The sequence below is a fragment of the Bacillus sp. HMSC036E02 genome (genome assembly GCF_001836235.1).
GTDB classification, from domain to species: domain Bacteria; phylum Bacillota; class Bacilli; order Bacillales; family Bacillaceae_G; genus Bacillus_A; species Bacillus_A cereus.
Genome location: NZ_KV827856.1, coordinates 240,006 through 253,957, shown reverse-complemented (window position 1 = coordinate 253,957; position 13,952 = coordinate 240,006). Strand labels below are relative to the sequence as shown.

The window sequence follows — 13,952 nt, the reverse complement described above, 5'->3', positions numbered from 1 at the left end:
TGTTGATTGAATTTATAAGGAGTCATGTAAAATGAATTTAGAAAAGGCAAAACCAGTAAATGAAGAGGTCGCCGAATTAAAAGAACTTATTAAAGAGTTGCACGGAAGTGTGCACCAACTTCAAAGTGAAGTGCAGCAACTAAGGCACGAAAGACCAATTGTTGAAGTGAGAAAAGGTGTTCAATTATCACCAACAATTGTCGGACAAATTGGTGGTATGATTTTAGGTGGTTTAGCAATTATCGGTATATTTTGGTGATGACAAAAGGTTTGCAGCACGCATGCTGCAAACCTTTTGTATTTGACGACATAATTTCATGCAATACAACTTTTACATTAAATAACGTAAATATATATAAGCATGTGATAACAAGAGTGCAACAATAGTTAATGGTAAACCAATTTTTAAGAAGTCCATATAAGAGAAGCCATGTCCTTCACGTTTTGCAATACCAGCAACGACTACGTTTGCAGATGCACCGATTAGTGTTCCATTTCCTCCTAAGCAAGCTCCAAGAGATAACGCCCACCATAGTACTTCGATTTGCGGAGAATCGACAGATAGTCCGAGTCCTGTAGCTAAGTCTTGAATAAGAGGAATCATCGTTGCGACAAATGGGATGTTGTCGATTGTCGCAGATGCGATGCCAGATACCCATAAAATAAGTATAGCTGCGAATCCGATGTCACCGTTTGTTACGTCGATTACTTCTCTTGCAAGTGAAGAGATAAGTCCGATATCAATTAACCCGCCAACGAGAACAAATAATCCGGCGAAGAAGAAAATGGTTACCCATTCAACATGGGCAAATACATCTTCAATATCATGTTCTTTCACGCCGATTAACATAAGAAGTGTAGCGCCTGTCATCGCGATAACAGCAGCGTCTACATGAATAATCGAATGAAGTACGAAGCCTAAAATAGTTAGTCCTAAAATCGAAATAGATTTTAAAAGGAGGCTTTGATCTTTAATGTAATCTTTTTCGTTTAATGCCATTAGTTTTTCGATTTGTTCAGGTGTTGTTTTTAGTTTGTTACGATACATGAAGTAAATAATGCCAAGTGTCACGATAGAAATAATAATTACGATTGGAGCTAAGTTAAGTAAAAAGGCGTTAAAGTCTAAATGCTTGTTTGCTGATCCAATCATAATATTAGGTGGATCACCGATTAATGTTGCTGTTCCGCCTATATTTGAAAACAGCACTTCTGAAATCAAATAAGGCACAGGATTTACTTTTAAAATACGTGTAATGGATAATGTAACAGGAACGATTAATAAAACAGTCGTTACATTGTCCAAAAATGCTGATCCGACAGCAGTTAATAGGGATAGTAATAATAAAATGCGAATCGGTTTTCCACCAGCTGCTTTTGCCGCTTTAATGGCCACAAATTCAAAGACGCCTGATTGACTCGTAATATGTACGAGAATCATCATCCCAATTAAAAGGGTAATCGTTTCCCATTGAATATGTGATGTGAAAGCAGTATGTAAATCTACAACTCCAAAAATAATCATAATAGCAGCACCGAATAGTGCGATTACAGCACGATTCAATTTCTCAGAAATAATAAATCCGTACGTGATTAAAAATACGGCAATTGCAAAATAATATTGCCAATTTGCTACTTCATGTGCTGACTGTTCCAATCATGTCACCTTCTTTAAATTATGTATTCAATTGTCGAAATGTATCTCGCTGCAATAATACGGGATAAAATATATTGTAGCAAATTCAAAAAAGAAAGAAAACTATTTAACAAAGTGAAGGAAAAAATGTATTTTTTACATATCATATAAAAAATATAAAAAACACAGTGCAAATTATTAGGAAAAGTGAGCGTTGTCCTCTAATATAGAGATAGCAATTTACATTATTTTTGCGTAAAATGGTTTAAAGAGGTGAATTCCGATGGAAATAGTAAAAGATAGTTCTCTTATTCAAAATGAAATTGAACGTTTTGTAAATAAAGATGTATATATTCATTTAGAAACGACAAACGGAGCGTATGCATCACACATAAATGAAAAGATGATGACAGTTGGTGCTTTCATTCGAAATGCGATTATCCGTTTTGAACGCGGGAAGATAACTGGAACAAATCCATACCGAGTTGGTTTGAAAATGGATCACGGTTGGGTATATGCTGAAGGTATTACGCACTGGGAAGTAGACGATCAAGAGCGTTTATTATTAGCTGGACATGATAATTTAGGTCGTCTAGCAGTTGCACTTGAGTTAAGCTTAACACCATTTAAGTAAGAAGGAGGGAAACTTATGGAGAGACATGTACTTGTTGTATTTCCGCATCCAGATGATGAAGCATATGCTGCGGGAGGAACAATTCGCTTATTAACAGATCAAGGAGTACCTGTAACGTATGCATGTGGTACTCTAGGACAAATGGGACGTAACATGGGTAAGAACGTATTCGCTAACCGTGAAACGATTCCACATATCCGTAAGAAAGAATTGAAAGATGCTTGTGAAGCGATGGGTATTAAAGATTTAAGAATGCTTGGCTTCCATGATAAAACGTTAGAATTTGAAGATGTTGATTTCGTTGCTGACAAAATTGAAGCAATTATTCAAGAAGTAAATCCATCTCGAATTATTACATTTTATCCAGAGCACGGTGTACATCCAGATCATAATGCATTTGGCCGCGCTGTCGTTCGCGCTGTATCACGTATGCCAAAAGAAGAGCGCCCAGTTATCCATGCTGTTGCGATTACGAAAAATCGTGAAGCAGTATTAGGAGAACCGGATGTTGTAAATAACATTAGTGAAGTATTTGATCATAAATTAACTGCATTAGGTGCGCACCGTTCACAAACAGAAGCAATGCTTGAAGACACGCATGCAAAAATAAAAAACAAAGATGCAGCAACATTAAAATGGCTGCAACTTGAACAGTTTTGGACTTATAAATGGGAGTAGGCTAGAAGGATACCTTCTAGTTGCTCTTACATAGAAAAAGCGCCGTCACTTGTGATGGCGCTTTTTCTTGTTGAAGACTATATATTTCTTAGGGTGCTTCAAAATTTTTAAATTAACGTGCAGTATAGCCTCCATCAACAAGAAGTGTTGTACCGTTAACAAAACTAGCATCATCACTTGCTAAAAATAAGACAGCTTTAGCGACTTCTTCTGGTGTTCCAAGTCTGCCTTGTGGATGAAGTGAAGCTAAATATTCTTTCTGTTCAGGATTAACACTACCAAGTAAAGGGGTGTCAATATAACCGGGGCACACCGCATTAATACGTATTCCATATTTAGCGTAGGCAGTACATAAATTTTGAGTTAATAGTTTCACACCACCTTTTGCAGAGGAGTATGCTGTTGGGGTAGGTAATGAAACAAAACTATGAATCGAACCAGCGTTAACGATGACACCACCTGTACCTTGTTTAAGGAATTGTTCAATCGAATATTTATTAGAAAGGAATACCCCAGACAAATTAATATCAATAGTCCTTTTCCACTTTTCATAGGATAATTCGTTTGCTGGTGCATCATCAGCAACGCCGGCATTGGCATACATAATATCTAATTTACCGTATGTACTTACTGTCTCATGAATTAGCTGTTTAATATCTGCCTCTTTTGTTACATCAGTTTTAATAAATAAAGTATTATATCCATGTGCATTCAATTCATCTGATAGTTCTTTTCCACGTTCAGAAAAGTCAGCAATAACTACTTTTGCACCTTCTTCGATAAAAAGACGAACAGTAGATTCGCCAATTCCACTTGCTCCACCAGTTATGATTGCTACTTTGTCTTTCAATTTCATATAAACCTCTCCATTCATCAATGAATTTAAGTCGAATTTTAAAATCTGGTTATGTCACTATTAACCTTAAATAGTAAGTAGATAGAAGAAAAAGCTCGCGTTTACTTAATTGTGAGAGTGCTATTTTTTCTTTAGTGTACTTTTTGATACAGTTATGGACGAAAATATTAATTTGGTCAATCTTATCATTAGATTGAATATTTGGTAAAGAGCTCTCGAACAGAGCGAGTACGGATGCTGAAAAATTAAAATAAATATGAAGTATTATTTGTAGGGTAAGGAACAAGGGGGAGAGAAGCATAACGAAAACTACTACTCTATTTAAATAGGAAAAAACCTTGCAGGGGGGCAAGGCTTTAAACAGGGTATTAAAAATGGTTGATTTATTAAGAAGAACTTCTTCTTGTGAATAAACTAATTTTAGCATGATAACTCATATGTATGTGTTACGAATTTGTGAATAAAAACTCAATGATAAAAGTATGAGTGAAAGGAAATAATGTATTTGAAATATGTATTATTACAGAAAGTTTAGTTGAAATAGTGAGGAAAATAAAAAAGCGCAATGAGCAAAATAATTAAGAGACGAATTATATGAAAGATTAGTGGAACGCCTACTATTTAATTCTTTAGAACTGATTTTTAATAATGCATATAAGAAGCGTATATTTTGAATTATTTAATAGAATAATATATATTTATATTGATTTAGTGATTTTAGTTTGTTAAAAATGGGGAAATCGATATGAAGGTTAAATTTGCCGTAATAAAAGATGAGAGCTTTGATTGTAGTTTATTGGAAACAAAATTATTGAAAACTTTTAAAGAAGTAGATTGTGAAGCAGATATTGTAAAGGTTGAGGATGAAATTTTTGAAAACAATGATGTACAAACGCATTTATCAGAAATAACCATTCATGTTACTGGAAAAAATATCGGATATAGATCCGTTTCAGCCAGTATATTTATTGTTCTAGAGAGTTTATCAATACAGCTATTTCGTATTCATATTAGTATACTTTAAGCAGTTCAAAAATTGGCTTCTTCAGAAAATCATACTGATTATATGGAGTTGTAAATATGAAAACAATAGAAATTATTGTAGGAGATTCCAAATGTTGGATTGCACCTTATTTGTTGTTAAATAAACAAGGGGTTCCTTTTAAAATTTTAATGTATCTTAACGCTAATTTATAAATAGAAGAATAGAAACATGTGAGTAATTCAATTAGATTGTACAAATAATTTGGTACGCGAATGTACGCAATGTATTCACAGGTAAGAGGGTTGTCTCATAATATATATAGATTTTTCTATTAAGATGAACAGAGGGTGTGAATATATGGAAGATGTTTACGCTAAAATTGACAGTCTCAAGGCGGAGCAAAAAGAAATGATGAGAGACATTCGAAATTTAGAAACGCGTACCACTATTAATGAGAAAGATATAGCAACAATCAATAAGCAATTAGAAAAAATAAGTACAAACACTACTTGGATTTTGCGAATTATTATTAGCACGATAATAATGTCAGTTTTAGGATTAATATTAAAAGGAATGATTTAGTCTTGTGAAATAGAACGATATAAAAGAAAGGGGGGGCTCCCTCTTTCTTTTATGTAAATGGGAAGCTATAAATTTTCTGTTTCCTTTTCACCTGCATATTTTTCCTCTAAAGAAATTAATAGAGGAATGGATACGGTTACTAGAGTGATTAAAGTAGTTATAAAAGATTTAGAAAGAGAAAAAGAACCTTCAATTAAAGGTGATAAAAACTTGAATGAAAGTAGACTTGTTATGAAGGAAATTACTAAAAAGCTAAAAAGAGAGATATTTTTATTCTTTATAGATGTTTCTATAAAGTCTTTAACACAGGTTATTACAACAAATATAGTTAATATGATAAGAGAAATAAAATAATGTGTTAAATTCGTCATACTAATAGTAGGATCGTCTATTATGTAAGCAAGTAACTTAGATACTAATATTCCTCCAAACAATAAAATAATAAAAGCAAGTAATCCTTCCAATATATAAGTGCTGAAATTGTCTTTCTTGTTAAAGAGTTTATAGTTTAGAGTAGATTGGGTTATTTGAATTAGGAATAGGCTAATAATCCATACATAATATACAATTGGTAATTCTCCTGAGAATAGAGAAATTAGAAAGTTTAATACTGTCCTTAAAATTTCAATCATTACGAAAGTCCTCCTGTTTGTAAGCTTGTGACATTAAAATATGCTAGTCTATCGTTTAATAATTAAGTTTATGAATTCAAACTATTTCTAATTATTCCATAAAAAGGTGAATGCATCAAGTTATCTTTTTAACAATCCTTCAAGGTTGAGCACTAGTAAAAGAAACGCAATATGTAATATAATTGAAAAAGTATATTTAAAAATCGATGTTAATATTACCCTCCTATAAGTATTAACATACGTAATTGAGGTGTTTTCTTTGTTGTTTTATGACCGGATTTCTATAATGGCCCCTCCTGTTCCGTAGCTAAGGAAAGTCTTTTTATTTCTGAGATTTTCAAAGTTATAGGAGGGTATGAAAAATGAAAAAAGTCTCAGTACCATCACTTTTGTTAATGATTGTTCTTGTCGCATTTCCGCAAATTAGTGAAACGATTTACACACCGTCTTTACCGGACATTTCAAAGGCGTTACATGTAAGTAATAATGAGGTGCAGTTAACGCTTAGTGTGTATTTTGCTGGATTTGCTTTAGGTGTATTTTTTATTGGATGGCTATCAGATATAATTGGCCGTCGCCGGGCAATGTTATTTGGAATTGTCGTATATGGCGCTGGGAGTTTCTTGTGCTTTATTGCAAATTCCATTGAAGTTTTATTGGTAAGTCGTTTTATTCAAGCGTTTGGAGCAAGTGCAGGATCAGTTGTGACGCAAACGATTCTTCGTGAAAGTGTAGAAGGGCATAAGAGGCATGTTATGTTTGCTCAAATTTCAGCAGTCATTGCTTTTACACCAGCGATAGGACCGTTAATTGGTGGCTTTCTTGATCAAATGTTTGGATTTAAAATAGTATTTTTAAGTTTAGTAGTTATGAGTATCGGTATTTTTCTGTATACGTTTGTTTCTCTTCCTGAAACAAAAACGGGCTCAGTAACGAATAAAATAAATGTATTTTCAGTCTTGAAGAGGTTAATTACAAATCCAAAAGTGGTAACATATGGGCTGTTAATTGGAGGAGCAAATGGTGTTTTATTTAGCTATTATGCAGAAGCGCCGTTTATCTTTATTGAATACTTTCAGTTATCGCCTAGTATGTATGGCTTTCTAGGAATTGTTGTAGCGTCTGCTTCTATTGTTGGAGCGAAAATTTCAAAACGTTTACTTGCTACTTATAAACCAGAGAAAATTATATATATCGGTTGTCTTGTAATGACAGGAGGAGCTATCCTTTTATCTGTTATTACGTTTGTGGGATCAAATCCGAATGTAATATATATGGTTGTATTTTTAATAGCGATGTTTATATTGCTATTAGGAATTGGAGTAGCGTTACCTAATTGTTTAAGTTTAGCGTTAGTAGATTTTCAAGATGTCATTGGTACAGCTGGAGCGTTGTTTAGCTTAGGATACTATGTAATTGTAGCGATGACAATTTGGGGAATGAGTCAATTGCATACGGGCTCGTTACTGGTGATGCCACTTTATTTTCTGGTTATAGTAGTTATAATGGCAGTGTTTACTAGGGTATTTATCTTTGGTAAGCAAACTTCGAAATCGATTTAAATATGAAATCGTAAAAGAGTCTCATTTTTTAATGAGACTCTTTTATATTTTATCCCGTTGTTTTGAGGCAGAAAGGTTTCTGCCTCAAAATTTGGCTGGAGTAAAGAAGTTAGTAGTTTATTAATATATTAAATTCCTTATTGGTATATGAATCGAATGTGTGGGAAATTACGTTATCAACTATAAAGGTTGAAGTATTTGAGATATGAAACCGAGGAAGATAGCATCTCCTCGTTTATTTATATTGTAATAATATACATGTCGGAATCATATTGAATAGATGTATTTTATTGTTAATTTAGTTAAAAATTAATCAGACTTATGTATAATAATTTATTGAAAAAATAATTGAATTTTTCAGATTAATGAATTAATATAAGGTAAGTAATTTTAAGATTTATAGAATATTGGAAGATGAAAGGTTCTGAGAATTTTATTAGGAGCACAAAACGATTTTAGGATAGCTTTAAAGCTAGTGTAAAATGACGTTTGCTTCATCATTTTCAGGGCCGAAAGGAATTAGGGGAAAGCATCTTGTGTTAAAATGCGGCTATGAATCATCTAAGAGGGGGAAGTGAAGTGGCAAACAAAGAATTGAAAAGAGGTTTAGAAGCACGTCATATTCAAATGATTGCTTTAGGCGGAACGATTGGTGTTGGTTTGTTTATGGGATCAGCCAGCACAATTAAATGGACAGGTCCGTCAGTAATGCTTGCTTATGCAATTGCAGGTATTTTCATCTTCTTCATCATGCGTGCCATGGGAGAAATGTTGTATATGGAGCCAAGTACAGGCTCATTTGCGACATTCGGTCATAAGTATATTCATCCACTAGCTGGTTATATGACAGCGTGGAGTAACTGGTTCCAGTGGGTTATCGTTGGGATGTCAGAAATTATCGCGGTTGGAGCGTATATGCAATATTGGTTCCCGGATTTACCAGCTTGGATACCAGGTATAATTGCAATGGTTATTCTTGGTGCAGCTAACTTAATTTCTGTGAAGTCATTTGGTGAATTTGAATTTTGGTTTGCGATGATTAAAATCGTTACGATTCTATTAATGATTATTGCAGGATTTGGCCTTATTTTCTTCGGAATTGGTAACGGCGGAGAAGCGATTGGCATATCTAATCTTTGGTCAAATGGCGGTTTCTTTACAGGTGGTTTTTCAGGATTCTTCTTTGCATTATCACTTGTAGTTGGAGCGTATCAAGGTGTGGAATTAATTGGTATTACTGCTGGTGAAGCGAAGGATCCAAAGAAGACACTTACAAGAGCGATTCAAAGTACAATTTGGCGTATTTTAATTTTCTACATCGGTGCTATTTTCGTTATTGTAACTGTGTATCCGTGGGATCAATTAAGTACAATTGGTAGCCCGTTCGTAGCAACTTTTGCGAAGGTTGGTATTACGGCAGCAGCTGGCCTTATTAACTTCGTTGTTATTACAGCAGCAATGTCTGGTTGTAATAGTGGTATTTATAGTGCTGGACGTATGCTGTATACGTTAGGTGTAAATGGACAAGCACCGAAATATTTCACGAAACTTTCTGGAAATGGTGTGCCTTTATTTGGTACAGTTGGCGTAATTATCGGTCTGGCGGTTGGTGTTGTTTTAAGTTACATCGCACCGAAAAACTTATTCGTATATGTATATAGTGCGAGTGTACTTCCTGGTATGGTACCATGGTTCGTCATTTTAATTAGTCAAATTCGTTTTAGGAAAGAAAAGGGAGCAGAGATGAAAGATCATCCGTTCAAAATGCCATTTGCTCCTGTAACAAACTATTTAACAATTGCCTTTTTAATTATGGTATTAATCGGAATGTGGTTTAACGATGATACACGCATTTCATTAGTTGTAGGTATTATTTTCTTAGCTATCGTTACAATTAGTTTCTATGCTTTCGGAATAGGAAAGCGAGCTCCGTTAGACGTTCAAAATAATAAAGAGATTTCAAGTAAATAAAGAAGAGGCTGTTCATCTGGAACAGCCTTTTCTTATTGTTGTTATTTGTCGATAAATCGATATAACTTGTCGAATCGTTGATATAATTTGATTTGTGATAGATATATTCGAAAAATCGTTAATATAATTTCACATACTACCTATCACTATCATGATTAAAATTTCTCTAATACGATTTTCCCAATGGTGTGCCCGCTTTCAAGTAGTGTATGTGCTTTCTTTAAGTTTTCAGCGTTAATCGGTGTTAATGTTTCATTTAAAGTAAGAATCCTTTACTTCTATATTATAGATGGTGAAATATTGCTATGTAAAAAAATACCCTTTTTTTATGCAAGCTGTACTGATAGTCTAGAAGGAGTTTATTTCTAAAAAGAAGAATTTTTTACTGTATTACTTTATCCAAAACTAAATGTAAAGGTGGATACATAATGACAGTAAAGAAACTTTATTTCATCCCAGCAGGTCGTTGCATGTTGGATCATTCGTCTGTTAACAGTGCGTTAACACCGGGGAAACTATTAAACTTGCCGGTGTGGTGTTATCTTTTGGAGACGGAAGAAGGTCCTATTTTAGTAGACACAGGTATGCCAGAAAGTGCAGTTAATAATGAAGGGCTTTTTAACGGTACATTTGTTGAAGGACAGATTTTACCGAAAATGACTGAAGAAGATAGAATCGTGACTATATTAAAGCGTGTAGGGTATGAGCCAGACGACCTTTTATATATTATTAGCTCTCACTTACATTTTGATCATGCAGGAGGAAACGGTGCTTTTACAAATACACCGATTATTGTGCAGCGAACCGAATATGAGGCAGCACTTCATAGAGAAGAATATATGAAAGAATGTATATTACCGCATTTGAACTACAAAATTATTGAAGGGGATTATGAAGTGGTACCAGGTGTTCAAGTATTGTATACGCCAGGTCATTCTCCAGGCCATCAGTCGCTATTCATTGAGACGGAGCAATCCGGTTCAGTTTTATTAACGATTGATGCATCGTACACGAAAGAGAATTTTGAAGATGAAGTGCCGTTCGCAGGATTTAATCCAGAATTAGCTTTATCTTCAATTAAACGTTTAAAAGAAGTTGTGGCGAAAGAGAAACCAATTGTTTTCTTTGGTCATGATATAGAGCAGGAAAAGGGTTGTAGAGTGTTCCCGGAGTATATATAGTGCAAAAAGTCATGAGTTCGTGTGCTCATGACTTTTTCATTTAAATAATTTTTTTAAATAAATTATAAACTTTTTTTGAACTATCTTCGTTTAACTGATAGTACGTAAGGTTTACATCATCAGGAGTATCTTGCTGAGCAATCATCACTTCGCTGCTGTGATGATCAACTATCCATATGAAATATTTTTTATAAGTTCCATCCTCGAAAGTAATCCACATATCACAATCTATTAAATCTGATCCTTCTTCATCCAATGTTAATTTGCCTTTTTTTGCGGTATTCATACTGTTAATAAATGTTTTTAATTCATCTGTTTTTGTGAGAAAGATATCCTTTTTTGTTTTAATTGATTCTACATGTATATCTTTTATTTCCTGCTTTCCTAAAAAAACAGGGGGCTCATTTGGATCTCGCGAGCTTGAAATAATAGTAGCTTTCTTTTTCGGTTTGTTTGCGGTATAGAGATCTTGAATAGATTTTCCCGAGTTTACAAACCATACAATTCCACAAATAATTAATACGCTACCTAGCAATAAAATACTTTTTTTAATAGGATTTTCTCCTCTCTATTACTTCGTGTGAAGAGCTTTTCTATTAATATATGATAGGTAAGCGTAAAGTATTATAGTTGAACTTGGTTATGCTTCACAGTTTTTATCGGGCGATCTATGAGTAAATTGTAAGTGAGCCCAATTAATACGAAAATGCCACCGATAACTTTACCAATTGAGAGTTCATTTGTCAGGAAGAAATCAATAATAGTCCCCGCAAATAATTGTCCGATAAAGATGAGTAATGTTAAATAAAAGGCTGATATTTTAGGAGTAATATAGTTGGATAATGAAATAACGATAACGCCTACTAATCCGCCTAAGTACACGGCGATAGGAATAGATTGCAACGTATGAATAGGGATATACAATGAATCTGAACTGAAAATTAAAAATAACATAGAGAAAAATAATCCAGTAATATAATTGAAAAATGTGCCTTCCCAGTTTCCAATTTCCTTTGCTAAATTCGCGTTAATAATTCTAGCAACGACGATAGAAACACCAGCTAAAATAGCGATCGTAATATATAACATTTTCTTGCCCCCATTAATAAATTGTCATGATTATAATTCCAGAAGAGATGAAACATAATCCAATTAGTTTTTTCTTTTCAAACTTTGCAACTTTCATTCCTAATAAGCCGAAATGATCGATAATGATGGAAGCAATAGATTGACCGAGTAAACTTAATGCGATCGTAATAGAAGCACCAAGGACGGAGAAACTTATATTGTTAAAAAGAACAGTGAATACTCCAATCGCTCCAGCGCTATATAAAAAAAGTGGAATACTTTTATCGAAACGAATTTTATTTTTGTTTATGATTAAAATGAAGATAACTGCAATTAAACCGACAAGGTGAATGACCACGCTTGCTGTGTACTTGCCAATTAACTCAGATAAAATCCCATTCAGTGGAAGCATAACGGCGATGAGCACACCAATAAAGACAGAAAGAAAGTTATACAATGTAATATCCCCTTTGTATTTCATATTTGTAATGACTGTATCATGCTGAAATTGTGTATTGTTATGACATATGTCATAGTGGAAGAAGAAAATTTTGATTACAATGGGGATGAGTTGTAAAGGTGGGGAACTATGAAGAAAGTATGTAATTCTATTAAATTAGCAGAGTATATGAAGAAAAATAATATTGATTCATTTTTTAGTCATGATATGAAGCCATATATGGAACTTATATTTTTTAAAAAGAATGAGTTTATTTGTAGAGAAAATGAAGAGATAGATTATTTATATTTCTTTGTTGAAGGAAAAGCGAAAGCGTTTAACACATTAAGTAACGGGAAATCCGTATTACTGTGTTTTTATGATAGTTTGCAGTTACTTGGAGATGTGGAGTTAATTCATTCCCAAAGGATTACATCAAATGTACAAGTAATGGCAGATTCATATTGTGTTGGTTTACCATTAGGAAAAGTGAGAAATAAGCTATTTCATGATGCGAAATTTTTAAGATGTATTTGCGGATCATTAGCACATAAGTTAAACCGACTTTCCAAAAACAGTACAATTAATTTATTGTATCCGCTTGAAAATAGACTTGCGAGTTACATGTTAGCAGCAGGGGAACGAGCAGTTCAGCATGAAAATAGAATTGTGTTTAGTGGGAATTTAACGGAAATAGCGGAGTTGTTAGGAACGAGTTATCGGCATTTATTACGTACTTTGAATCTCTTTTGTGATAAAAATATAATCAAGAAAAACAATGGTTGTTTTGAAGTAGTGAATGTAGAAGTTTTGAGGGAATTGGCTGCAGATGTTTATAAATAATATATTAAAGTAGGGATTAAGATGAAAATAGCTATAATTTCAGATATCCACGGAAATAGTCACGCTTTAAAATCGGTATTAAAAGATATTACACGTCGCAAGGTCGAAATGATAATAAATTTAGGAGATAGTGTGTATGGGCCGTTAGAGCCTTTAGAGACAATTGAAATATTAATGAGTAGCGAGATGATACATATTAAAGGCAATTGTGATCGCATGCTTTGGGAACCTATACAAGAGCAATCTGCTACACTAACTTTTGTTCAAAATCAATTAACAAATTATCATATAGGTTGGTTAAAACAACATCCTTCACAATTTATTGTAGACGATATGTTATGTTGTCACGGTACGCCAACTTCAGATGAAGTGTATTTGTTAGAAGAGATGAATGAGAATGGTGCAATATTAAAGAATGAAAAAAATATAATGGATCAACTCCAAAATATAGAACAAAAAATAATAGTATGTGGTCATACACATATTCCTAGAGTTGTTTATTTAGCGAACGGAAAGATCATTATAAATCCAGGAAGTGTAGGACTTCCAGCATACAAAGATGAGTTACCTGTTATGCATAAAATGGAATCAGGAACTCCGCATGCAAAATATGTAGTGATAGAAAAGGTTTTGGGAGAATGGACAATTGAACAAATTTCAGTTCCTTATAATTGGGAAGAAGCTGCTGGATTGGCTGTTCAACAAGAAAGATATGACTGGGCACAGGCGCTAAAGACTGGGAAGATAGAATGAAGGGGAGTTTACTTTATGGTAAACTGCTCTTTTTTATTTTGAGTAGATATTGAATCATATAAAAAGAAAATGTTATGATTATGGAAACGTATGAATATATGAACAAGTATTCATACGTTTAAGAAGAGGAGG

General features: G+C 33.6%; 16 protein-coding genes and 1 pseudogene. 10 read left to right on the top strand and 7 right to left on the bottom strand.

The genetic code is table 11. From position 1 onward, the window contains the following. Positions 1–31 precede the first annotated feature (31 nt). The gene (locus HMPREF2590_RS19495) at positions 32–259 is read left to right on the top strand and encodes a coiled-coil domain-containing protein (protein ID WP_001047298.1); all 228 of its coding nucleotides are present in this window, start codon (positions 32–34) and stop codon (positions 257–259) included. A 72-nt stretch (positions 260–331) separates the two neighbouring features. Here HMPREF2590_RS19495 and HMPREF2590_RS19490 read toward each other — a convergent pair whose 3' ends face one another. Then, a complete protein-coding gene (locus HMPREF2590_RS19490) occupies positions 332–1,657 on the bottom strand; it encodes an ArsB/NhaD family transporter (RefSeq protein WP_000437992.1) in 1,326 nt (441 codons plus the stop codon). Positions 1,658–1,919: 262 nt separating this feature from the next. Between HMPREF2590_RS19490 and HMPREF2590_RS19485 the strand changes: the two genes are divergently transcribed. Next, on the top strand, positions 1,920–2,270 hold the full coding sequence (locus HMPREF2590_RS19485; protein ID WP_000407045.1) for a YojF family protein: 351 nt from the start codon (positions 1,920–1,922) through the stop codon (positions 2,268–2,270). Between the two features lie 15 nt (positions 2,271–2,285). Next, positions 2,286–2,948, top strand: a complete 663-nt coding sequence (gene bshB2 / locus HMPREF2590_RS19480; RefSeq protein WP_000439483.1) for a bacillithiol biosynthesis deacetylase BshB2 — start codon at positions 2,286–2,288, stop codon at positions 2,946–2,948. A 112-nt stretch (positions 2,949–3,060) separates the two neighbouring features. Here the strand turns inward: bshB2 and HMPREF2590_RS19475 are convergent, their stop codons facing one another. Beyond that, a complete protein-coding gene (locus HMPREF2590_RS19475) occupies positions 3,061–3,804 on the bottom strand; it encodes an SDR family NAD(P)-dependent oxidoreductase (RefSeq protein WP_000768020.1) in 744 nt (247 codons plus the stop codon). Positions 3,805–4,549: 745 nt separating this feature from the next. On the opposite strand from HMPREF2590_RS19475, the gene HMPREF2590_RS19470 reads away from it, so the two are divergent. Both HMPREF2590_RS19470 and HMPREF2590_RS19465 read left to right on the top strand, forming a co-directional pair. After that, the gene (locus HMPREF2590_RS19470; RefSeq protein WP_000865018.1) at positions 4,550–4,828 is read left to right on the top strand and encodes a hypothetical protein; all 279 of its coding nucleotides are present in this window, start codon (positions 4,550–4,552) and stop codon (positions 4,826–4,828) included. Between the two features lie 318 nt (positions 4,829–5,146). Continuing rightward, positions 5,147–5,371: a hemolysin XhlA family protein gene (locus HMPREF2590_RS19465; RefSeq protein ID WP_000390471.1), complete on the top strand. Its 225-nt coding sequence runs from the start codon at positions 5,147–5,149 to the stop codon at positions 5,369–5,371. 65 nt (positions 5,372–5,436) lie between these two features. Here the strand turns inward: HMPREF2590_RS19465 and HMPREF2590_RS19460 are convergent, their stop codons facing one another. Then, the gene (locus HMPREF2590_RS19460) at positions 5,437–6,003 is read right to left on the bottom strand and encodes a DUF5823 family protein (protein WP_000570030.1); all 567 of its coding nucleotides are present in this window, start codon (positions 6,001–6,003) and stop codon (positions 5,437–5,439) included. 362 nt (positions 6,004–6,365) lie between these two features. Here HMPREF2590_RS19460 and HMPREF2590_RS19455 point away from each other — a divergent pair, with 362 nt between their 5' ends. Together HMPREF2590_RS19455 and HMPREF2590_RS19450 are read left to right on the top strand one after the other, a co-directional pair. After that, positions 6,366–7,565: a multidrug effflux MFS transporter gene (locus tag HMPREF2590_RS19455; protein WP_000758012.1), complete on the top strand. Its 1,200-nt coding sequence runs from the start codon at positions 6,366–6,368 to the stop codon at positions 7,563–7,565. 579 nt (positions 7,566–8,144) lie between these two features. Beyond that, complete coding sequence (locus HMPREF2590_RS19450) at positions 8,145–9,536, top strand: amino acid permease (protein WP_001284405.1); 1,392 nt, start codon at positions 8,145–8,147, stop codon at positions 9,534–9,536. A 155-nt stretch (positions 9,537–9,691) separates the two neighbouring features. On the opposite strand, the pseudogene HMPREF2590_RS29275 reads toward HMPREF2590_RS19450, so the two are convergent. Beyond that, positions 9,692–9,799: pseudogene (locus HMPREF2590_RS29275) on the bottom strand (zinc-binding alcohol dehydrogenase family protein); the annotation flags it as partial. 165 nt (positions 9,800–9,964) lie between these two features. Here HMPREF2590_RS29275 and aiiA point away from each other — a divergent pair. Further along, complete coding sequence (gene aiiA, locus HMPREF2590_RS19445) at positions 9,965–10,717, top strand: quorum-quenching N-acyl homoserine lactonase AiiA (protein WP_000216583.1); 753 nt, start codon at positions 9,965–9,967, stop codon at positions 10,715–10,717. A gap of 40 nt (positions 10,718–10,757) precedes the next feature. On the opposite strand, the gene HMPREF2590_RS19440 is transcribed toward aiiA, so the two are convergent. The 3 genes from HMPREF2590_RS19440 to HMPREF2590_RS19430 form a co-directional block, all read right to left on the bottom strand. Next, entirely contained in the window at positions 10,758–11,252 is a 495-nt protein-coding gene (locus HMPREF2590_RS19440; protein ID WP_000901696.1) for a YhfM domain-containing protein, read from the bottom strand. A gap of 89 nt (positions 11,253–11,341) precedes the next feature. Then, a complete protein-coding gene (locus tag HMPREF2590_RS19435) occupies positions 11,342–11,806 on the bottom strand; it encodes a DMT family transporter (RefSeq protein ID WP_000965812.1) in 465 nt (154 codons plus the stop codon). A gap of 13 nt (positions 11,807–11,819) precedes the next feature. After that, complete coding sequence (locus HMPREF2590_RS19430) at positions 11,820–12,266, bottom strand: DMT family transporter (protein ID WP_002005482.1); 447 nt, start codon at positions 12,264–12,266, stop codon at positions 11,820–11,822. Positions 12,267–12,374: 108 nt separating this feature from the next. Between HMPREF2590_RS19430 and yeiL the strand changes: the two genes are divergently transcribed. Together yeiL and HMPREF2590_RS19420 are read left to right on the top strand one after the other, a co-directional pair. Continuing rightward, entirely contained in the window at positions 12,375–13,067 is a 693-nt protein-coding gene (yeiL, locus tag HMPREF2590_RS19425; RefSeq protein WP_000754829.1) for a transcriptional regulator YeiL, read from the top strand. 21 nt (positions 13,068–13,088) lie between these two features. After that, the gene (locus tag HMPREF2590_RS19420) at positions 13,089–13,820 is read left to right on the top strand and encodes a metallophosphoesterase family protein (protein WP_000684254.1); all 732 of its coding nucleotides are present in this window, start codon (positions 13,089–13,091) and stop codon (positions 13,818–13,820) included. Positions 13,821–13,952 lie beyond the last annotated feature (132 nt).

What these genes read in the sequence shown, in the direction of transcription:
- HMPREF2590_RS19465 (WP_000390471.1), top strand. Translation starts at nt 5,147, where the DNA reads ATGGAAGATGTTTACGCTAAAATTGACAGTCTCAAGGCGGAGCAAAAA.
- yeiL (WP_000754829.1), top strand. Translation starts at nt 12,375, where the DNA reads ATGAAGAAAGTATGTAATTCTATTAAATTAGCAGAGTATATGAAGAAA.
- HMPREF2590_RS19455 (WP_000758012.1), top strand. Translation starts at nt 6,366, where the DNA reads ATGAAAAAAGTCTCAGTACCATCACTTTTGTTAATGATTGTTCTTGTC.
- aiiA (WP_000216583.1), top strand. Translation starts at nt 9,965, where the DNA reads ATGACAGTAAAGAAACTTTATTTCATCCCAGCAGGTCGTTGCATGTTG.
- HMPREF2590_RS19420 (WP_000684254.1), top strand. Translation starts at nt 13,089, where the DNA reads ATGAAAATAGCTATAATTTCAGATATCCACGGAAATAGTCACGCTTTA.
- HMPREF2590_RS19470 (WP_000865018.1), top strand. Translation starts at nt 4,550, where the DNA reads ATGAAGGTTAAATTTGCCGTAATAAAAGATGAGAGCTTTGATTGTAGT.
- HMPREF2590_RS19495 (WP_001047298.1), top strand. Translation starts at nt 32, where the DNA reads ATGAATTTAGAAAAGGCAAAACCAGTAAATGAAGAGGTCGCCGAATTA.
- HMPREF2590_RS19485 (WP_000407045.1), top strand. Translation starts at nt 1,920, where the DNA reads ATGGAAATAGTAAAAGATAGTTCTCTTATTCAAAATGAAATTGAACGT.
- HMPREF2590_RS19430 (WP_002005482.1), bottom strand. Translation starts at nt 12,266, where the DNA reads ATGAAATACAAAGGGGATATTACATTGTATAACTTTCTTTCTGTCTTT.
- HMPREF2590_RS19435 (WP_000965812.1), bottom strand. Translation starts at nt 11,806, where the DNA reads ATGTTATATATTACGATCGCTATTTTAGCTGGTGTTTCTATCGTCGTT.
- HMPREF2590_RS19475 (WP_000768020.1), bottom strand. Translation starts at nt 3,804, where the DNA reads ATGAAATTGAAAGACAAAGTAGCAATCATAACTGGTGGAGCAAGTGGA.
- bshB2 (WP_000439483.1), top strand. Translation starts at nt 2,286, where the DNA reads ATGGAGAGACATGTACTTGTTGTATTTCCGCATCCAGATGATGAAGCA.
- HMPREF2590_RS19460 (WP_000570030.1), bottom strand. Translation starts at nt 6,003, where the DNA reads ATGATTGAAATTTTAAGGACAGTATTAAACTTTCTAATTTCTCTATTC.